Annotated in this window: 13 protein-coding genes, 3 tRNA genes and 2 pseudogenes; 6 read left to right on the plus strand and 12 right to left on the minus strand. The window is 54.0% G+C overall.

Annotated features, from left to right (window positions below; all coding sequences use genetic code 11):
• The first annotated feature begins 131 nt into the window (after window positions 1–131).
• The gene (locus PHE17_RS05390; RefSeq protein WP_301014798.1) at window positions 132–620 is read left to right on the plus strand and encodes an SMI1/KNR4 family protein; all 489 of its coding nucleotides are present in this window, start codon (window positions 132–134) and stop codon (window positions 618–620) included.
• 23 nt (window positions 621–643) lie between these two features.
• Here PHE17_RS05390 and PHE17_RS05395 read toward each other — a convergent pair.
• The 8 genes and pseudogenes from PHE17_RS05395 to cysM form a co-directional block, all read right to left on the minus strand.
• Window positions 644–717, minus strand: a tRNA-Cys gene (locus tag PHE17_RS05395).
• Between the two features lie 36 nt (window positions 718–753).
• Window positions 754–828 (minus strand) — tRNA-Gly (locus PHE17_RS05400).
• 48 nt (window positions 829–876) lie between these two features.
• Window positions 877–951 (minus strand) — tRNA-Gly (locus PHE17_RS05405).
• 75 nt (window positions 952–1,026) lie between these two features.
• A complete protein-coding gene (gene ligA, locus PHE17_RS05410) occupies window positions 1,027–3,033 on the minus strand; it encodes an NAD-dependent DNA ligase LigA (RefSeq protein WP_301014799.1) in 2,007 nt (668 codons plus the stop codon).
• A gap of 20 nt (window positions 3,034–3,053) precedes the next feature.
• Complete coding sequence (locus PHE17_RS05415) at window positions 3,054–4,439, minus strand: RNA-binding domain-containing protein (protein WP_301014800.1); 1,386 nt, start codon at window positions 4,437–4,439, stop codon at window positions 3,054–3,056.
• An 8-nt stretch (window positions 4,440–4,447) separates the two neighbouring features.
• Window positions 4,448–4,600 (minus strand): annotated as a pseudogene (locus PHE17_RS05420) (23S rRNA (uracil(1939)-C(5))-methyltransferase); the annotation flags it as partial.
• 71 nt (window positions 4,601–4,671) lie between these two features.
• Window positions 4,672–8,556 (minus strand): annotated as a pseudogene (locus PHE17_RS21700) (DEAD/DEAH box helicase); the annotation flags it as partial.
• A 20-nt stretch (window positions 8,557–8,576) separates the two neighbouring features.
• Window positions 8,577–9,470 (minus strand): cysteine synthase CysM, encoded by an 894-nt coding sequence (gene cysM / locus PHE17_RS05430; RefSeq protein ID WP_301014801.1) that lies wholly within the window; start codon window positions 9,468–9,470, stop codon window positions 8,577–8,579.
• A gap of 142 nt (window positions 9,471–9,612) precedes the next feature.
• Between cysM and PHE17_RS05435 the strand changes: the two genes are divergently transcribed.
• Complete coding sequence (locus PHE17_RS05435) at window positions 9,613–11,475, plus strand: ATP-binding protein (RefSeq protein WP_301014802.1); 1,863 nt, start codon at window positions 9,613–9,615, stop codon at window positions 11,473–11,475.
• On the opposite strand, the gene acpS is transcribed toward PHE17_RS05435, so the two are convergent.
• From acpS to purL, 4 genes are read right to left on the minus strand one after another with little or no spacing between them, the layout of a single operon-like run.
• A complete protein-coding gene (gene acpS / locus PHE17_RS05440) occupies window positions 11,401–11,802 on the minus strand; it encodes a holo-ACP synthase (RefSeq protein ID WP_301014803.1) in 402 nt (133 codons plus the stop codon). The genes PHE17_RS05435 and acpS overlap by 75 nt on opposite strands.
• Window positions 11,799–12,536 (minus strand): pyridoxine 5'-phosphate synthase, encoded by a 738-nt coding sequence (gene pdxJ, locus PHE17_RS05445; RefSeq protein WP_301014804.1) that lies wholly within the window; start codon window positions 12,534–12,536, stop codon window positions 11,799–11,801. The genes acpS and pdxJ overlap by 4 nt, the downstream gene beginning before the upstream one ends.
• Window positions 12,529–13,218, minus strand: coding sequence for a DNA repair protein RecO (gene recO, locus PHE17_RS05450; protein WP_301014805.1), 690 nt, complete (start codon window positions 13,216–13,218; stop codon window positions 12,529–12,531). Before recO ends, pdxJ begins: the two co-directional genes overlap by 8 nt.
• Window position 13,219: 1 nt before the next feature.
• On the minus strand, window positions 13,220–17,113 hold the full coding sequence (purL, locus tag PHE17_RS05455) for a phosphoribosylformylglycinamidine synthase (protein ID WP_301014806.1): 3,894 nt from the start codon (window positions 17,111–17,113) through the stop codon (window positions 13,220–13,222).
• A 152-nt stretch (window positions 17,114–17,265) separates the two neighbouring features.
• Between purL and PHE17_RS05460 the strand changes: the two genes are divergently transcribed.
• The 4 genes from PHE17_RS05460 to PHE17_RS05475 are packed head-to-tail and all read left to right on the plus strand — an operon-like array spanning window position 17,266 to window position 19,722.
• Complete coding sequence (locus tag PHE17_RS05460; RefSeq protein WP_301014807.1) at window positions 17,266–18,570, plus strand: hypothetical protein; 1,305 nt, start codon at window positions 17,266–17,268, stop codon at window positions 18,568–18,570.
• On the plus strand, window positions 18,570–19,136 hold the full coding sequence (locus PHE17_RS05465) for a zeta toxin family protein (RefSeq protein WP_301014808.1): 567 nt from the start codon (window positions 18,570–18,572) through the stop codon (window positions 19,134–19,136). Before PHE17_RS05460 ends, PHE17_RS05465 begins: the two co-directional genes overlap by 1 nt.
• Window positions 19,133–19,303, plus strand: coding sequence for a hypothetical protein (locus tag PHE17_RS05470; RefSeq protein ID WP_301014809.1), 171 nt, complete (start codon window positions 19,133–19,135; stop codon window positions 19,301–19,303). Before PHE17_RS05465 ends, PHE17_RS05470 begins: the two co-directional genes overlap by 4 nt.
• A complete protein-coding gene (locus tag PHE17_RS05475) occupies window positions 19,303–19,722 on the plus strand; it encodes a secondary thiamine-phosphate synthase enzyme YjbQ (protein ID WP_301014810.1) in 420 nt (139 codons plus the stop codon). The genes PHE17_RS05470 and PHE17_RS05475 overlap by 1 nt, the downstream gene beginning before the upstream one ends.
• The last annotated feature ends 8 nt before the right edge of the window (window positions 19,723–19,730 follow it).

The raw sequence follows: 19,730 nt of genomic DNA on the forward strand, positions 1-19,730 counted from the left end.
TGCAGTGGCAGAAAACCTCCGCTTGTGGATGCTGTTTTTATGGCCTCCAAACTTAATCGCTAAGGCAAATGGCAATGTCACCTTGCTGCTGAAAACCGCTGATTAGGAAAATTGTCGTGTACAGAGCCTACATGGACAACATAAGACAACTCATTGATCAGATCAGCAAAAGAAGTGATTGCGTTATTAACCCGCCAATGGGCTTCCCGCAATTATCAGAAAACCACGTCCTACCAGAAGATGTCAGCGAATTTTATAAACTGGCGGGCGGTGCTGTCCTTTTCCAAGACAGCGAACAACCCTACACCATTTTAAGCCCGGAAGAATTCCAGCAATCCGACATTGCGATTGCGGGTGAAGTCAACGAGGATAGCATTTCATCCAATTGGTACGTGATTGTGATGGACGGCAACGGCGATTACCTCAGTGTCAACTGCGCAAAGGAAAAGACGGGGTATTGCTACGACACCTACCACGAGCTGTATGCTATGGAGGGTCGCACTGCCATCATCGCCACTTCCTTCGCCGACCTATTGACCCGGCTATTAGCAAACAGCGGCGAATCTTCGTATTGGCTGAAAGATGATTTCGTCACACTCGGCGACGCCTACGACCTGTAAATGCGTTGAACTGACGGAAGATATGGAGGCTGAGCCCGGAATCGAACCGGGGTAGACGGATTTGCAATCCGTAACATGACCACTCTGCCACCCAGCCGTAGGATTGTGGTTTACACCACTGTGCAGAAAAAATTGGAGCGGGAAACGAGATTCGAACTCGCGACCCCAACCTTGGCAAGGTTGTGCTCTACCACTGAGCTATTCCCGCTTAATGCAGACTTGAAGCAAAACACCCATATTGGGCATTTTTAAAATTTGGAGCGGGAAACGAGATTCGAACTCGCGACCCCAACCTTGGCAAGGTTGTGCTCTACCACTGAGCTATTCCCGCTGAACAGGTTGCGAATAATAAAGATCAGCACCGATACTGTCAACCATCCAGCCTGCTTTTTTTACATAGCTGTTACTAACGGGTTAAAAGCACCGACAAAGCAGCTTCATCCAGCACCGCCACCCCGAGACTTTCAGCCTTTTCCAGCTTAGAACCGGCATTCTCGCCTGCAATCAGTGCCGTGGTCTTTTTGGAAACGCTGCCCGCCACTTTCGCACCCAAACCTTCCAGATCAGCTTTGATCTCATCACGCGAACGGCTGAGCGTGCCCGTAATCACGTAAGTTTTCCCCGCCAGCGGCAAGGCTTCAATGGGCTTGACCACGTAGTTTTGCCAATGGATGCCGAGTTCGCGCAAATGCCCAATGGTGTCGCGGTTATGCGGCTCACTGAAGAAATGGGCAATGTTGGTGGCGACCACCGGGCCGACATCCGGCACTTGCAGCAACGCAGCCTCGTCAGCGGCTTGTAAGGCTTCAAACGAGCCGAAATGGCGTGCCAGCACCTTGGCGGTGGATTCGCCGACCTCGCGGATGCCTAGCGCGAAAATAAAGCGTTCCAGCGTCGTAGCTTTGCTCTTTTCCAAGGCGTTGATGAGATTCTCGGCGGACTTTTCGCCCATGCGTTCGAGCGCGGCGACTTGCGCGGCTTGCAGGCGGTAAAGGTCATCGACGTGGCGGATCAAGCCTTGCTCAAAACACAACTCGACCAATTTGTCGCCCAGCCCGTCGATATTCATGGCTTTGCGCGAGGCGAAGTGTTTGATCGCTTCCTTGACCTGCGCGGGGCAATACAAGCCCCCTGTGCAACGGGCGACCGCTTCACCTGCGGGGCGTTCCACTTCCGAGCCGCATACCGGGCAATGCGTGGGCATCACAATCACTTGCGCATCAGCGGGGCGGCGGTCAGGGATCACGCGGGCAACTTCGGGGATTACGTCCCCTGCCCTGCGCACGATCACGTAGTCGCCGATACGCACGTCCTTACGCTCGATTTCGTCCATGTTGTGCAGGGTGGCATTGCTGACCGTAACGCCACCGACGAACACGGGTTTAAGGCGGGCAACAGGTGTGAGTGCGCCAGTACGCCCGACTTGGAACTCAACGCCTTCGAGTTCGGTGATCTCTTCTTGCGCCGGAAATTTGTGCGCAATCGCCCAACGCGGGGCGCGGCTGACAAAACCCAGTTCCTGCTGAGTCGCAATAGCGTTGACTTTGTAAACCACGCCGTCGATGTCATAGGGCAAACTGCTACGTTTCGCGCCAATCTCACGGAAATACGCCAGACACCCTTGCGCCCCCGACACGACGCAGATGTCAGGGCAAACCCGCAGCCCCCACGCACGGAATTGTTGCAGGATCGCGTAATGCGTATCCGGCACTGCACCGCCTTCCACCAACCCTACCGCATAGCAAAACATATCCAGCGGACGTTGCGCAGTGAGGCGCGGATCAAGTTGGCGTAAGCTGCCCGCTGCGGCGTTACGCGGATTGACGAAAGTTTTCTCGCCCAACGCCCGCATCTTGGCGTTAAAGGCTTCAAACCCCGCCTTGGGCATGTAGATTTCGCCGCGCACTTCCAGCTTCGCAGGCCAACCTTCACCCATCAAATGCAGGGGGATGGATTTAATGGTGCGCACGTTTTGCGTCACGTCTTCGCCGGTTTCTCCGTCACCACGGGTAGCAGCACGGGTAAAAATGCCGTTTTCGTAGAGGATGCTGATCGCAAGGCCGTCGAGCTTGGGTTCTGCGACAAATTCGGTTTCCGCATCCGATTTCAAACGGTCGTGGATGCGTTTATCGAAGGCCAACAATTCCTCATCGCTGAACACGTTCCCCAAGGAAAGCATCGGGATCGCATGACGGATTTCGCCGAATTCGCTTAACGGCGCTGCCCCGACACGCTGGGTGGGAGAGTCAGCGGTAATCAGTTCCGGGTGCGCGGCTTCGAGGCTTTGTAGCTCGCGGAACAGACGGTCATATTCCACATCGGGGATTTGCGGATCGTCCAGCACGTAGTACAGGTGGTTGTGGTGGCGGAGTTGCTGGCGCAGGGTTTCGAGTTGCGCTTGTATGGCTGACATGCTTATTTTGTCCTTGTTGGTCAGTGGCTGGCTTTGGTGTAATAAGTGCTGCGGGCACTACCGCGCTTTTCGAGCAGGCGTTTTTCAGAGAGGTTTTTTAAAATCTCCCGCGCCCGCCGCTCTTTGACTGAGAGCAAATCCATCACTTGAGCAGCAGTAATCATGCCGTTCTGCTCAAGCTGCTTGAGGACTACGGATTCTTGTGAGCTAGTATCCGGTAGTATCCGGTAGTATCCGGCGGTATCCGGCGGTTCTGAAATGCCGGATACTCGTGGACGCTGGAACTCGACATCGACGGAATCGCTGATTTCACGGATACGCGGCTCTTGCAAACCGTGGTCAATGCAGGCTTTCTTAATACGTTGCAGGCCAGTCCCCCATTGCTCGATATAACCTAATTCTTTGAAAACACGGGCAATGACACGATTGCGGATTTCAGAACGGCCTTCGCGTAACCCTTCTGCCGTCAAAGTATTGGGAAAGCCACCGGGGGAAACGATATTTACGATGTCATCGTACACGCCGACTTTGATGTCACGCCCCTGATTGGTGTAATCGCGGTGAATGATGGCATTGGTCAGGGCTTCGCGCAAAGCAGCTTCAGGAAGTTCGTAGGTATCGGTACGTTGCAACCCTTTGATTTCACCACGTAAGTTGATGTGGTTTTTGATGAAGGCTTCCGCTTGCTCCAATTGGCTGAACAGGTCGCCTGTATACTCCTTGCGGTCAAGGAACAGGCTCATGTCCGTACCTTTGAAGCGGGCGCATTTAGTCGTGACGTGGGGAAACAGCCCAAGCAGGATCAGTAAACCTTGCGTGGGGAACAGATGCCCCTGTTCCTGACGGACAAGTTTCAGGTTTTTGAGCTTTTCCTCATCCAGTGGCTTACCTTTGGCGGCAAAGCGGGTTTGCAGCGGAGTCAAATCCAGCTCCTGTAGTCGGTATTCGGGGAAAATTTCCTCATCGAAACTCTGGTTGACGCGCTGGCGCTCCAATTCCACCAGTTGCAACAGTTCAGCCTTACGGTTACAAGCACCGATACGCAGGTATGTACCGTTATTCTTGCCCTCTGTCTTGAGGTAGTAAGGCATCAGGTTGCCGCGAAAAATTTCCACGACCAGCACCAACTTGCCACTGAGGTTAGTGGCATAGATTTCTGGCAATAAGGGCGGGTAGCAACGGTCGAGAATGATGCTCGTAATCTGATCTTGCAGGGCGAAAATATCCGTCTCGGCAATGCCAGTAATACGGCGTTGGTCATCCACACCGATCACCAGCTTACCACCGCTGGTATTGGCGAAAGCGACCGCTGTCTGAGCGATTTGCTCATGACGGGGCAGTTGGCGTTTCAACTCTAGCGTTTTACTTTCACCTTGGTGGATTTGGTCGAGAAGGGTCATTGCCATCCCCTCCCCTATTTCTCAAAAACAGCAATAGACTCGACGTGCGAGGTATGCGGGAACATATCCATCACCCCTGCCCCAACCAGCCGATAGCCATGTTCATGCACCAGTTCGTAAGTATCCCGCGCCAGCGTTGCCGGGTCGCAGGACACGTACACAATCCGCCCGGCGTTGAGCTTACCAAAATACGCAATTCTGCCGCTGTGAGGTTGAGGCCAAAGCCGCCCGCCTTGAGGCTGATTAGGAAGATGTCGCCTTCGCCACGCTGGAACGCATCCACCCGTTTTTTGCGCTGTTCCATCGGGGTCGAACCATCCAAGTATTGGTAAGCGATGCCCTGCCCGTCCAGCCATTCGCGCAACAGTGTTAAGTGCTTGACAAATTGGCTGAACACCAAAGCTTTGTGCTGGTTTTCACGCAATTCGATAACCAAATCGCCGAATGCCTGCAATTTGCTGGAAGGCAAGGCACTTCCCGGCATTGCCAGTTGTGGATGGCAAGCAGCAAGGCGCAGGCGGGTAATTTCTGCCAATACTTCCAGATGTTTGTTTTCACCCTCGTCCGTTTCTTGGGCAAGACGCTCCAAGGCTTGTTGGCGCAAGGCTTCGTACAGCGCCATTTCGGCGTCACTCAAGCTGACGGTCAGGGTAATTTCAGTACGCGGTGGCAACTCCTGCAACACCTGATTTTTGGTGCGGCGTAGCATGAAAGGCTGCACCAGTTTTTTCAAATGCTGGCGGGCTTTGTCATCATCACCGCGTTCAATTGGGGCTTGGAAACGTTCACTGAACTTTTGCTGCGAGAATAGCAACCCCGGATTGAGGAAACGGAACAAACTCCACAGTTCGCCCAAATGGTTCTCAATCGGCGTGCCTGTTGTCACCAGCCGGAAATCGCCCTGCAACTGGTAAACCGCTTGGGTACGCTTGGTATTGGTGTTTTTGATCGCCTGCGCCTCATCCAGCACGATGGTTGTCCAACGGATGTTCTGGAAAGCTTCCACATCCTGCTGCAACAAACCGTAGCTGGCAATCAGCAAGTCATGGGGTTGCAAACCGTCCAACAAGGCTTGGCGGTCTTTGCCACGGTAGAAAATGGGGCGTAGGGACGGGGCAAAACGTTGGCACTCACTGAACCAGTTATTACATACCGATACTGGGGCAACCACCAAAGCTGCACCCTTGTCGGCACGCGCCAGCAATACACCCAGCGTCTGCACAGTTTTGCCCAAACCCATATCATCTGCCAGACAACCACCTACGCCCCATTCGGCAAGGCGCATCATCCAGCGGAAGCCTTCTTCCTGATAGTCACGCAATTCGGCTTGCAACGTAGCCGGAACCACAGGCTGGCTTTGGCGGACTTTTTTCAATTTGGTAACTTGTGCTTTCCATTGCTTATCGGCTTCGACTTCGCCCGCTTCGTCAATGAAATCTTCCAACGCCATGCCTGCGAGTGCGCCAACTTTCAGGCCGTGTTTGGTTTCTTCCGCATACGCCCGCAGGGTTTCAAGCTTTTTCTGGAACTGGCGGGTCAAGGTGAGGAATTGCCCGTTTGCCAGTGGTACGAAGCGCCCAGTCGCAGCACGGCTGAGGTCAAGCAACTGACGCAGGGTCAGCACGAGGTGTTCATCTACATGCAACTTGCCGTCCAGTTCAAACCAGTCGCCGGATTGCTTGACCTTGAGTGAGAGGTTGCTTGCGCCGACTTGTTGGGTGATGCGTAGCTTTTCACCTTCAGGCCATGCCAGCACCACCCGTTCGCTGAGGGTGTGCAATTGCCCTAAGGCTTCGAGGCATTGCTCGGGTTCTTCCAGCAACAGGTCGTCGCCGGGGTCTTCCCAACTTGCCAACGCGGGGCAATCCTGCACCAGCGTTTCGGCCTGTTTGCGTTCCTGCTTGAGGTTACGGGTAGCTTTGAGCAGCTTGCGGTCGATTTCTGCCAGTACATTGCCGCGCCCACTGCCTGGCGGGAAGATCGGGCCACCAACACCCAACGGTTGTACCCGCATCAACAGGCGCAAACCTTCGCCCCACGGTAGCAAATGGATGTGCAGGCGCGGATCAGGGTCGACAGTTTCAGCATTATCCATGCCCGCAATGTCGGACTGGATGGTAATCATGGGTGCAAGCGCTTCGAGCGTTTGGCGCACACTGGTTTCGGCTTCGGCAGGGACAAGCAGGCCGTCTTTGCCCAAAATGCTGTGCAGTTGCAGCACCCCTTGGGTTAATTTATACAACTTCAACTGGAGGGTGGTTTCTTCCACCACCAGATAACTGTCCGGCTTATATTGCCGGTCGGGTGATAATTCAGGGAATAATTTGATGCGCAGCTTGCCCTTTTCCTTGAGGATCAGCAGCTCTTCACGGCCTTGCTGGATGTCGAGCGGAGTATTCGGCGCAGTTTCCCAGAACACACGTGGATGCCCAATCAAGAAAGGCCACGCATTATCAACGTCCAGATCGTAGCCACTGTGGTAATAGTCGTAAGTCTGGCGGATGGCTTGGCAAATCCGTAAGTCTTCCGGGGCGAGGAAAGGGAAGGCTTCTGGCTCGGTTGCCAAGCGTTTCAAGGCTACGTTACGCCCACCCGACCAACCGGCTTTGGTGCTTTTCTGGAGTTTTGGGCTGATGTTATAAACCGAACTGGTTATGCCGTAGGGAATTTTATTCAACGTCCAGATAATGCGCTCTGCTCCTGCTTTGGGCGCTTGACTGGCTGCTGGTGTAGCCGCTTTCCCCAAACGTTGCAAGGCCAGCAAGGTACGTTCCCATGCTGGCTGCGGCTGGTACAGGGCAATCAGCGGTTGAGTACCTGCCTTGGCGTGTGCGGCAGCGGACAAACCGACATACAGAGGCTTGCGTTTATCCTTATCCGGCAACAGTTGCGCCAAAACGGCAGCGTATTCACTAGCCAGCCAGACATATCCTGCCTCATCCGTTTTACGGTAGTGCGTCGCCGCTTGATCCCACCACGACGCAGTAGTTTCAAGTCCTAACCAGTAGCGCACGATCATACCGAATAGCAGCGTCAGCGAAGAATCCAGATAGAAATCAACATCATCCGGCATCGAAGGGATTTTCCCCGTCAACTGGCTGTCGGCGTAATAAGCCAGAATGGTGTATACGGGGTCTTGGCGGGATAGTTCTTTGATAGCGGTAATCGCATCTTTGAAGGCTTTGTCCTTGCCATCCAGTAACAAGGCCAACACATACAAAATTTCAGGCTTGCTACCGAACAGGGCTTTGCGGCTATTCTGACGCTTGCGCATCAGTTTCAGACCAGTCTGGTAAGTGAGGATCGCTTCGTCACGTTTACCCTGTGAAATGGCTTGCGCGGCAGCAAACACATACCATTGTTCTTGACGCACCGCTCCATCTGCCAATGATGGCTGGGCGGCTAAAGCATCTGCCCATTGCCCGCGCAAGAACAGTTGCCCGTAATAAGTATTTCCAAAAACCACCCACAACGAAGCAGTATCCATCGTTGTGCTTTGCAGCCGTTGCAAACAATGCCCCCACAAAGCATTGGCATCACCCATCTCTTTTTCCGCCAAAGCAAGGTAAGGCGGCGCAATCAACTGCAAGAAGGTGCTGTCCGGGAAAAACGGTAGCCAAGCTGTATCCAGAGGATTACCCCACAGCTTGAACCACGGGTGTGGCTGGAATTTGGGGCTGTTCTGGTATTGCTGGCCTGAGCGTTGCAGCAATTGGGGCAAATCTTTGTCTTTCCCTAAAAGCACCGCGAGCCGCAGGTCGCGTAACGCTGCTTCCGCCTGTGACCAGATTTGCTGACCATACCACCAGTGTTTGGGCTGTTCAGGCGTGAAGTGAATATCCACGATTTTTGCTAATGCAGCAAAACGCCCCTCACGGATACTCCGGCGGGTCAGTTCATCCCCGACACCTTCAGCACAAGCGTAATAGCCTTGCTTACTGACGGTCAATAATTTGGCTTTGACCAACTCATCCAGCAACGGGCGTAACACTTTGACATCCATCGCCACTGGGGAGAGTTTGGACAAGGGTGTGGCTGCGACTGGCGCGTAGAGAATAGACATAAACTCCAGCAAATGCTGGGTACTCTCCGGTAGCTGGAGAAATTTTTTTTCGTCAAACATGGATTGGTATCTATCGCGTATCAGGCAGGAAAAACCCCGGTGGAAATATAACGGTCGCCCCGGTCGCAAATAATCGCCACGATAGTCGCATTCTCGACTTCTTTGGATAGCCGCAATGCTGCCGCCACCGCACCACCCGACGACACGCCACAAAAAATGCCCTCTTCCGAAGCAAGGCGGCGCATGGTGTCTTCCGCTTCCGGCTGGCTCATGTCGATTTCGCGGTCAACTTCATTGCGGTGGAAGATTTCCGGCAAATACTCCGGTGTCCAGCGGCGGATGCCGGGGATTTGGTCAGTTTGGGTCGCGGGTTGCACCCCAATGATTTGCACATCCGGGTTCTTGGACTTGAGAAAACGCCCCGTCCCCATGATCGTGCCTGTGGTTCCCATGCTGCTGACAAAGTGGGTAACTTGCCCGTGGGTATCGCGCCAGATTTCTGGGCCAGTGGAATGGAAATGTGCCAGCGGATTATCTTCGTTGGCAAATTGGTTCAGCACCTTGCCTTTGCCATCGCGTTCCATTTGCAGGGCAAGGTCACGCGCCCCTTCCATGCTGGCTGCTTTGCTGACAATGATCAGTTCCGCACCGTAGGCTTTCATGGAAGCGCGACGTTCCGCACTCATGGTTTCGGGCATGATCAGCACCATTTTATAGCCCTTGATCGCAGCAGCCATTGCCAGCGCGATGCCAGTATTGCCGCTGGTGGCTTCAATCAGGGTGTCGCCGGGTTTAATGTCGCCACGCGCTTCGGCTCGTTGGATCATGGAAAGTGCGGGGCGGTCTTTCACCGAACCGGCAGGGTTATTGCCTTCCAGTTTGACCAAAATGGTGTTGGTGGTTTCACCCGGCAGGCGTTGCAGGCGTACCAGCGGGGTGTTGCCGATGAAAGCTTCAATGGTGGGGTAATGCATATCCGTCGCTCTTGATTTTGTGTCGAGGCAAAGAGCTTACCAGCCATCCCACGGATTCGCTACCTACTGGCGGATTTGGCTTGACCTTAGGCCGTAATGCGGTAACGTCATACCACTCATCATAAAAATAACCGGAAGTCGCGTGAAGTCTATATCCGTAGGAAACATTCCCGTATCAGCCGCCATGCACGCCCAAAGCGACTACGACCTGAGCCGCCGCTCGGTCAATGGTGTGTTCCCTTACATCATTAGTTGGGTTGTTGTGGTGTTGGGAACGAATATCGTTCAGATTAACCCTACCCTCGTCTACAGTGTTGGCCTGTTGATGCTGATGCTCGGCGCTATGCGCTTATTGTTGATGAAACAGTTTCCTATCCTCTACCAGACACGACCAGACACTGCGCGACTCCTGCTCGGCATCAACCTGATAATTTCCGCCAGCGTATGGGCGCTATTTACCGCTTGGGGACTCGCGAATATTGGGCTAGCAGAACAAGGGACTATCATGCTGCTACCGCTGCTAATGCTCTGCGTCGGCACTACCACCAGCCTTGCCCCCCACAACCCCTTGTTTATCGCCTATGTCAATATCATGATCATGCCTCAGATCGTTGTGCTGTTGAACATGGGTACTGCCAGTGCTTACACCGTCGCCCTATCGTTACTCCTGTTCAGCATTGTCACCCAGACCTTTGGCAAGAGCCTCCACCGTGACTACTACCAACTCCTGTACAAAAATGACTTGCTGGAACAACAGACTGCCAAACTGGCAGCAGCTAAGGAGGCGGCAGAAATCGCCAACCAAGCCAAAAGCCAATTTCTGGCGAACATGAGTCATGAATTGCGCACCCCCATGAACGGAATCCTAGGTGCAAGTGAGTTGCTTGTACCGTTGGTCAACACTGCCGCGCAAAAACAGTATGTCTCCCTGATCCATAGCAGTGGCAAAACGCTGCTGTCGCTGTTGAATGACCTGCTCGACTTTTCCAAAATTGAAGCAGGCAAGATGGAATTGGAACAGGCGACCTATCCTATCCGCGACATGGTTGCCCATTTACAGCATTTGCTGACGATCCGCGCCAAGGAAAAAGGGCTGAGCTTTACCACCACCATCAGCGATGCCGTAGCCCCTTACCTGATCGGCGATGAAATCCGCACCCAACAGATATTGCTCAACTTACTCGGCAATGCCATCAAATTTACCCAAGCAGGCGAGGTTACACTCAGCGTCAAACTGGCTGAAAACGCACAACGGCTACGCTTCGAGATCAGGGACACTGGCATTGGCATTCCCCCAGAAAAACAGCAACTGCTGTTCAAAAGTTTCCAGCAAATGGAGTCATCAACAGCACGCAAATACGGCGGCACAGGTCTTGGCCTAGCGATTTCAAAACAGTTGGTCGACCTCATGCAGGGGGAAATTGGCGTACAAAGTGAAGCGGGGCAAGGTTCCTGTTTCTGGTTTGAAGTTCCCTACCAAGTAGCAGATAAAACACCCACCAAGGAAAACGGCACAACACTAACGGCATCCGACATCCCATTCAAAACCTCATGCCGGATTCTGTTGGCGGAAGACAACCTCATCAACCAAATCATTGCCCAAGCCATGCTGGAATCACTGGGGTTGAGCCATGTCGATACGGTGGAAAATGGTAAACAGGCCATCCAACGGCTGGTGGATGGGGATTACGATCTGGTGTTAATGGATGTGCAAATGCCTGAATGCGATGGCTTGGAAGCCTGCCAACATATCCGGGGAACAAATATCCACGCGAGCATGGATGCCGTGCGCAACCCCGCGATTCCGGTAGTTGCCTTAACCGCCAACACCATGACCACTGACATTGAAGCCTGTCTGAGTGCCGGGATGAATAGCCATCTGGGTAAACCGCTGGATACACAGACTTTGGCGAACGAATTGAAAAAGTGGTTACAGGGGGGCTGCCGCTGCCCCACCCTCCAACACGACGAATGCGAGCGCGTGGGTGCGCTCGTCTGCGACTGACAATTGCACGGAAGTCACGCCCAACGCCGTGGCTGTTGCCAACGTCACCCCATGCAATTGCAGGATGGGTTTGCCGCGTGCGTCGTGGGTCGTTTCGATTTCCTGTAAACGGGCTTCCGCACCGATGCCAGTACCCAAGGCTTTGGCAACCGCTTCTTTGGTGGCGAAACGTTTTGCCAACCACGCGGGTTTGTTGCTGGCACTAGCAAAGCGTTCGCGTTCCGCTGGGTGCAAAATGCGCTCGGCAAAGCGTTCGGAGTGACGTTCCAACATCTGTTCGATGCGGGAAATTTCCACGATGTCCGTGCCGATGCCGATGATGCTCATGCAGCACTAGCACGCGCCAACTGCATCAATTCCAGCATTTCCATCGTCGCTTGGCGGATGCCGACGAATACCGCACGCGCTACCATCGAATGCCCGATGTTTAGTTCGCGGATATTGGCAATCGCCGCAACCGCTTGGGTATTCTGATAATCCAAACCATGCCCCGCGTTTACCTGAATACCGAGGCTGTGCGCAAAGTCGGTAGCTTCCCGGATACGCTTGAGTTCGTGCACCTTCGCGTCACCCGTAGCATTGGCGTAAGTACCAGTATGCAATTCGATCACCGGCGCACCAATGTCCGGCACACGACGGATTTGCTCAATATCTGGCTCGATGAACAGCGACACGCGGATATTGGCGGCGTTCAAACGCTGGGTAACACTACGCACGCGCTCAAACTGCCCGATGATGTTCAAGCCGCCTTCGGTGGTGAGTTCTTCGCGCTTTTCAGGCACGACGCAGCAATCATTCGGCAGCACATCGCAGGCAATGCCAACCATTTCATCAGTCGCTGCCAGCTCCAGATTCAGACGGCGGGTACAAGCTTTGCGGATGGCGTAAACGTCCGCGTCTTGGATATGGCGGCGGTCTTCGCGCAAGTGGATGGTAATGGCATGTGCGCCTGCATCTTCCACCAACCGTACCGCTTCCAGCAGGTCGGGGTATGCCGTACCACGCGCTTGGCGCAAGGTAGCGATATGGTCGATGTTGACACCGAGTTCGATCTTATTCATTGAGCAACTTTCTCGCATTCAAAGGTTTGCCTTTCAACAGCATCTGGATCAGGTGGTCAAGCACATGGCGCAATTCCAACCGCTGTTCGGCATTCATTAATTCCGGTTCGCGCAGGGCAATCAGCAAATTGCCGCTCATCGGCACGCCCTTGCCATCGGCTACGTCTGGGTACAAACCGTGTTCTGGACGAAAACGATAGCGCACAGACGCGCGAATGTCTTCCCCTGATGCATCATCGTGCCACAAGTTCAGCACATAGCCCGCCATTGCCAGCACCTCCAGCTCAAACAGGGGCAATACGAAGGTATCGGCGGGGTCTTGCAGACGCGATAGGGTTTGCTGGTAGTGGGCGAACAATTCCGGTTGCGGCTGGTGTTGCCACAGGGCGCGTAATAGCAACTCGTTGGCATACACCGCGCGGATCAAAGCGCCTTGTTTCAGCGCATAGCGGCAAGTTTCGTCAGCATGGAACAGGGTGAAAACTTCACCCCGCCCCGTCCAACTTACCTCCAACAAGCGGAAAGGTTCGAGCATCCCTTTGGTGCGCGTGCCTTTGCCCTTGCTGAATTTAGCGACGCAGGTCATTTTGCCTGCATCGCGGGTAAACATATCCAGCAAAAAGCTGGTGTCGCGGTAGGGGTTACGGCGGAGGATGAAGGCTGGGGATAAATCCGGGGTCAACTCACCCTACCCACACCCGCGCATTACGGAACATCCGCAACCACGCACCATCTTCGCCCCAGCCTTCCGGCAGCCACGAGTGTTGCACAGCACGGAACAAGCGTTCAGGGTGCGGCATCATGATGGTGAAACGTCCATCGGCGGTGGTTAAGCCGGTAATACCCAACGGTGAACCGTTCGGGTTTTCCGGGTAATGCGTGGTGGCCTTGCCGTAGTTATCGACGTAACGCAAACCGACCAGCCCTTCTGCCAGCACGCTTTCCGGCGCAACATCAGCATCAAATACCGCCCGACCTTCGCCATGTGCCACCGCAATCGGCAGGATGGAACCCGCCATGCCGCGCAGGAACAGTGACGGCGATTCCAACACTTCGACAGCGGAGTAACGCGCTTCAAACTGTTCGGAACGGTTACGGTAGAAACGCGGCCAATGCCCAGCACCGGGGATCATGTCGCGCAACTGCGAGAACATCTGGCAGCCATTGCACACGCCCAAGCCGAAGGAATCTTGCCGCGCAAAGAAGGCAGCGAATTCATCACTGGCTCGCGGGTTCATCAGGATAGTTTTCGCCCAGCCGCCGCCTGCGCCCAATACGTCACCGTAGGAGAAGCCACCGCACGCCACCAAGCCTTTGAAATCTTTCAGGCTAACGCGCCCGCTGATAATATCGGTCATGTGGACATCGACGGCTTTGAATCCAGCACGGTCAAACGCCGCCGCCATTTCCACCTGACCATTCACGCCCTGTTCGCGCAGGATCGCCATAGCAGGGCGCACACCCGTGCGGATATACGGCGCTGCCACATCGTCATCCGGGTCGAAGCGACTGGAGCACGGCAAACCGGGGTCTTGCACATCAGACACGCGCTCGAATTCTTGCGCGGCGCAATCGGCATTGTCGCGCAAGGCTTGCATCTGATAGCTGGTTTCTGCCCAGATTTTTTGCAGAGTAGCACGTGGGGCGCGGTAAACTTCATCGTGGGCAAAGGTCAGCACCAGTTCGTCGGTATCGTTGAGTTCGCCGATGACGTGGGTGCAATGACTCAGCCCAGCTTCGCGGAACACTTCCAGCACGGTGTCGGTATCACAATGGCGCACTTGCAGCACCGCACCGAGTTCTTCGTTGAACAGCGCAGGCAACATTTGCCCACTGATTTGCCCGATGCAAGCGGTCACGCCCACATGCCCTGCGAAGCTCATTTCCGCCAACGTTGCCAGCAAGCCGCCGTCGGCACGGTCGTGGTAAGCAAGGATCAGGTTTTCGCCGCGCAAATCTTGAATGGTGTCGAAAAACGCTTTCAGCGCGGCGGGGTTGTCCACGTCCGGCGCGTGATGCCCGACTTGCCCGTAGACTTGTGCCAGCGCGGATGCTGCCAAGCGGTTGCGGCCTTTACCGAGGTCAACCAGAATCAGGTCGGTATCACCTTCGTCGGTGCGTAATTGCGGGGTCAGGGTCTTGCGGACATCCTGTACCGGAGAAAAGGCGGTGACGATCAAGGACAGCGGCGCAACCATTTCGCGGTTTTCGCCATCTTGCTGCCACACGGTTTTCATCGACAGGGAATCTTTGCCGACCGGAATCGCCAAGCCCAAACGCGGGCACAGTTCTTCGCCGACCGCTTTCACGGTATCGAACAGCGCCGCGTCTTCACCGGGGTAGCCAGCCGCCGCCATCCAGTTGGCAGACAGGCGGATGTCACGCAGGTTGGCGATGTCAGCCGCCGCGATATTGGTCAGTGCTTCGCCAATCGCCATGCGCCCGGAAGCCGCCGGATTCACCAGCGCAATCGGGGTGCGTTCGCCCATTGCCATCGCTTCGCCGAAGTTAGTAGTGTAATCAGTAGCCGTCACCGCCACGTCCGCCACAGGCACTTGCCACGGCCCGACCATCTGGTCGCGTGTGACCATGCCCGTTACCGTGCGGTCGCCGATAGTGATGAGGAAGGATTTGGAAGCCACCGTTGGCAGGCGCAAGACACGCTCAATCGCATCACCCAGCTCAATCTGGCTGAGGTCGATTTCCGGCTTGTGGAAAGTCTGGTGATGTACATCGCGCAGCATTTTCGGCGGTTTGCCCAGCAGCACGTTCATCGGCAGGTTGACCGGATTGTTTTCAAACAACGAGTCGCCCAGCAATAATTGCTGTTCAGCGGTTGCCGCACCGACTACCGCATAAACAGCGCGTTCGCGGTCACACAGGGCGCGGAAAGCATCAAGGCGTTCTTCGGCAATGGCAAGCACGTAACGTTCCTGCGCTTCATTGCTCCAGATTTCCATCGGAGCCATGCCCGGTTCGTCGTTCGGCACGGTGCGCAGTTCAAAGCGCCCACCACGCCCGGCATCGTTGATAATTTCGGGGATAGCGTTGGAAATGCCGCCAGCGCCTACGTCGTGGATCGAGAGAATCGGGTTTTCAGCGCCCAAAGCCACGCAGCGGTCAATGACTTCTTGGCAACGGCGTTGCATTTCAGGATTGCCACGTTGCACGGAAGCGAAATCAAGGTTTTCCGCGCTCGTGCCGCTCGCCATTGACGAAGCCGCACCGCCACCTAAACCGATCAACATCGCAGGGCCGCCAAGAACAATGATGGGTGTACCTTCTGGCAGCGGGTTCTTTTCGATATTGTTTTCGCGGATGTTGCCCATGCCGCCTGCAATCATGATCGGCTTGTGGTAGCCGCGCAATTCCACACCCTTCGCGCCGGGCGCTTGCATTTCAAAGGTACGGAAATAGCCGGTGATATTGGGGCGACCGAATTCATTGTTGAACGCCGCAGCACCAATCGGCCCTTCGAGCATGATATTGAGTGCGGAAACGATTCGCCCCGGCTTGCCGAAATCGCGCTCCCACGGCTGTTCGTAGCCCGGAATGCGCAGGTTGGAAACCGAGAAACCGCTCAAACCCGCCTTGGGTTTGGAGCCGTTGCCTGTCGCGCCTTCGTCGCGGATTTCGCCACCTGAACCTGTCGCGGCCCCTGCAAACGGGGAAATCGCGGTAGGGTGGTTGTGGGTTTCCACCTTCATTAATATATGGACGGGTTCGTTGGTGTAGTGGTATTCGCCGGTTTTTACGTCGGTCAAAAAGCGCGTTGCCAAGGGGCCCTCGATGACGGAGGCGTTATCTTTGTAAGCAGAAAGAATGCCTTCGGGCGCATGAGCATAAGTATTGCGGATCATGCCGAACAGCGACTTGGTTTGTTCCTTGCCGTCGATGATCCAGTCAGCGTTGAAAATCTTGTGGCGGCAATGTTCCGAGTTGGCCTGCGCGAACATCATCAATTCCACGTCGGTGGGGTTGCGCCCCAGTTCCGCGTAGTTTTCTGCCAGATAGTCGATTTCGTCGGGAGAAAGTGCCAAGCCCCAATCGGTGTTGGCTTTCGCCAGCGCGGCTTTCGGGTCGATGGAAATGTCCACGTAGCGCAACGGCGCGGGTTCGGCTTCACTGAACAGCACCACGGCATCTTGCATATCCGCCAATACCATTTCGGTCATGCGGTCATGCAGCAAATCAGCGATAGCGGCGCGGTCGGAACCGGACAACTCGGCAGTGGTTTGTACATCGTAGGCAACGCCACGTTCGATACGTTCCACCATCGACAGGCCGCAGTTGTGGGCAATGTCGGTGGCCTTGCTCGACCACGGCGAAATCGTGCCAGCACGCGGGGTAACGAGGAATATCGTCCCCTTGAAATCATGGCTGCCCTGCACTTCTTCGTAGGTCAGCAATGCCTGCAACTGGGCGTGTTCATCGGCGTTCAGCTCGCGGGTCACGCGCACGAAGTGGACGTATTCAGCCTGCAAACCAGATACCGCAGGCGTAGCGGCTTGCAGCGCATTCAGCAGCTTGTTGCGGCGAAAATCGGAAAGGGCAACACTACCGGAAAGGATCAGCATAGGTTTCAACCAACAAAGGCAGTTCATCAAGGGGGGTATGATAGCGGAAAGTGCGGGCGGGGTGTAGCGCATGAGGATTGTACTTGAAATTCCTGCCTCCAAGCCTTACGTTTAGCAGCAACTCTAACGTAAAAATCTACAGGATGCCCTTTATGCATGAAATATTAGAAGATGTTTGCCATGCACTTGATGCACTTACATCTGCCGTTGCCGGTCAAGGTAAAGGTAAACAGCTATTAATTGATACACATGGATGGCATCACCCCGCGCTAACTCGTCAAGACATATCCCTTTTATCTTATAATTTGGCAGAAAAAATCAGACATATTTCCCCACAAGCCATTGATGATAATCTTATTATCCAGATAGAAAGCATTCCTGAAAAGTTAAATAAGTTACAAACAAGCAATATTCCCCACTTATTCAACGGCAACGCTCATCAAGCTCTACCAGCTTACATTGCAACTTTGAACTGGGTTGAAAAAACATTAGAGCCACTGCTTACATGGCAAATAATCAATGATAGCAAGGCTATGCCTGCTCATATTGCCAGGCGAATTCGTTCACTTCAAGACCAGCTCGAACAAATTTCTCCAGACATGGAAAACCTTCAATCACAAGTCCACTTAATAAATAATGCGACAGAAGCAGCGGAATCATTACCCACTGATTTAAAGGCATTACAGGCGGCTCGGGATAAAGTAGATCAACTTGCAACATCATCAACAGAACTTTATTCAAAAATTAATACAGAGCACCAAGAAGCCAAAACTTCCACCGATCATATTACCCAATGCCGAATAGAAACTGACAAATTGGTCAAGCAATGTGAAGAGGCTTACCACATCACTACAACCAAAGGGCTTGCTGCTGCATTTGACCAGCGAGCATCAAGTCTGGCTTGGTCACTCAGAGGCTGGGTTATCGGTCTATTATTTGCCTTAGCCGTCGGTGCATATATCGGCTCTCATCGCTTAGAACTGCTATCCGCAGCTATCAACACCGCGACCCCACAATGGGGAGTAATTTGGATGCAGGCGGTGCTTTCCATGCTAAGTATTGGTGCTCCATTATGGTTCGCATGGATGGCAACCAAACAGATAGGACAACGTTTTAGGTTGGCAGAAGACTACGCATTTAAAGCCTCAGTCGCCAAAGCCTATGAAGGCTACCGAAAAGAAGCTGCCAGAATAGATGAGGCGTTCGAGGCACGCCTGTTTAGCTCAGCACTAACACGACTGGAGGAAGCACCATTGCGGCTTATGGAGCAAACCACTCATGGAAGTCCTTGGCACGAGCTTATTACATCCGAAGTTTTCAGGAAGGCAATGGATCAAATCCCTGAGCTTAAAGATCAATTTATTGAAATCACCAAGACAGGCATATCCAGCATAAAATCACCATCTGCATTATTAAAATCACAAAAAACTGACAAAGATAAACAAGGGGAAGTTTGATGCCGACCTGCTGGATAATCGCTGGCCCCAATGGGGCGGGTAAAACCACTTTCGCGATGGAATACCTGCCACAAGCAGCTTGCCAACATTTCATCAATGCCGACCTGATTGCAGCCGGACTATCGCCGCTCGCACCTGAACGCGAACTGGTCACAGCAAGCCGTATTTTCCTGCAAGAAATTGATACACACATCCGCAAGCGGGAAGATTTTGCTTTTGAAACCACACTGGCAGGCAGAAGTTACCTGAAACTGATCGGGCAATTGCAGCAAGCAGGCTGGCAAGTAGAACTGATCTACCTTGCCCTGCCCAGTATGGAAATGTCCAAACTGCGTGTCGCCGAGCGGGTAGCACACGGCGGGCATAACATTCCCACCAAAGATATTGAGCGACGTTTTGCACGTAGCCTGCGTAACTTATTGGATGATTTCAGCCACAAGGCCAACCGTACCCGCTGTTTCATGAACAGCGACGCCCCCGAACTTGTATTTGAACAACAAGGCGATCAGCGCGTCATACTACATGACAGTCACTACCAACAACTTTTGCAGGAGGCAGGACGATGAATATCCCATCTCAAGACACCCAAAAAATGCTAGATACCATGCGCAAAGCGGTAGAGAAAGCACTGGAGAGGAAAAAGCGCCTCGGTCAGTACGCTGTCATCTGGCAGAATGGCAAACCCATGCTGATCGGGGAGGATGCACCAAAACAAGCAGTGGCACTCCCCTGATGACCATCCACCAACAAATGCTAACCATCGCCACCACTGGGCGCGGCACATACAACATCACCGCGCAACTGGACGCCCTGATCCGCGAAAGCGGCATCAAAACCGGCCTGTGCCACGTTTTCATCCACCACACCAGTGCGTCGTTGGTCATCACGGAAAATGCCGACCCGGATGTGCGCCGCGATCTGGAAACTGTCCTCAAACGCCTTGCGCCCGATGGCGACCCGGCGTACCAGCATCAAGATGAAGGCGTGGACGATATGTCCGCCCATGCGCGGTGTATGTTGACCCACACCGAATTGACCATCCCCATCACCCGTGGGCAATCCGCTTTAGGGACATGGCAGGGCTTGTACCTTTACGAGCACCGCACAGGACGCTTCCACCGCAAACTGACCATCACGCTTTACGGCGAATAAGCATTACG

It is taken from the genome of Thiothrix sp. (genome assembly GCF_028714775.1).
Lineage (GTDB): Bacteria > Pseudomonadota > Gammaproteobacteria > Thiotrichales > Thiotrichaceae > Thiothrix.

Coding starts and splice junctions, on each gene's coding strand:
- PHE17_RS05390 (WP_301014798.1), top strand. CDS start 132: ATGGACAACATAAGACAACTCATTGATCAGATCAGCAAAAGAAGTGAT.
- ligA (WP_301014799.1), bottom strand. CDS start 3,033: ATGTCAGCCATACAAGCGCAACTCGAAACCCTGCGCCAGCAACTCCGC.
- PHE17_RS05415 (WP_301014800.1), bottom strand. CDS start 4,439: ATGGCAATGACCCTTCTCGACCAAATCCACCAAGGTGAAAGTAAAACG.
- cysM (WP_301014801.1), bottom strand. CDS start 9,470: ATGCATTACCCCACCATTGAAGCTTTCATCGGCAACACCCCGCTGGTA.
- acpS (WP_301014803.1), bottom strand. CDS start 11,802: ATGAGCATCATCGGCATCGGCACGGACATCGTGGAAATTTCCCGCATC.
- pdxJ (WP_301014804.1), bottom strand. CDS start 12,536: ATGAATAAGATCGAACTCGGTGTCAACATCGACCATATCGCTACCTTG.
- purL (WP_301014806.1), bottom strand. CDS start 17,113: ATGCTGATCCTTTCCGGTAGTGTTGCCCTTTCCGATTTTCGCCGCAAC.
- PHE17_RS05460 (WP_301014807.1), top strand. CDS start 17,266: ATGCATGAAATATTAGAAGATGTTTGCCATGCACTTGATGCACTTACA.
- PHE17_RS05465 (WP_301014808.1), top strand. CDS start 18,570: ATGCCGACCTGCTGGATAATCGCTGGCCCCAATGGGGCGGGTAAAACC.
- PHE17_RS05470 (WP_301014809.1), top strand. CDS start 19,133: ATGAATATCCCATCTCAAGACACCCAAAAAATGCTAGATACCATGCGC.
- PHE17_RS05475 (WP_301014810.1), top strand. CDS start 19,303: ATGACCATCCACCAACAAATGCTAACCATCGCCACCACTGGGCGCGGC.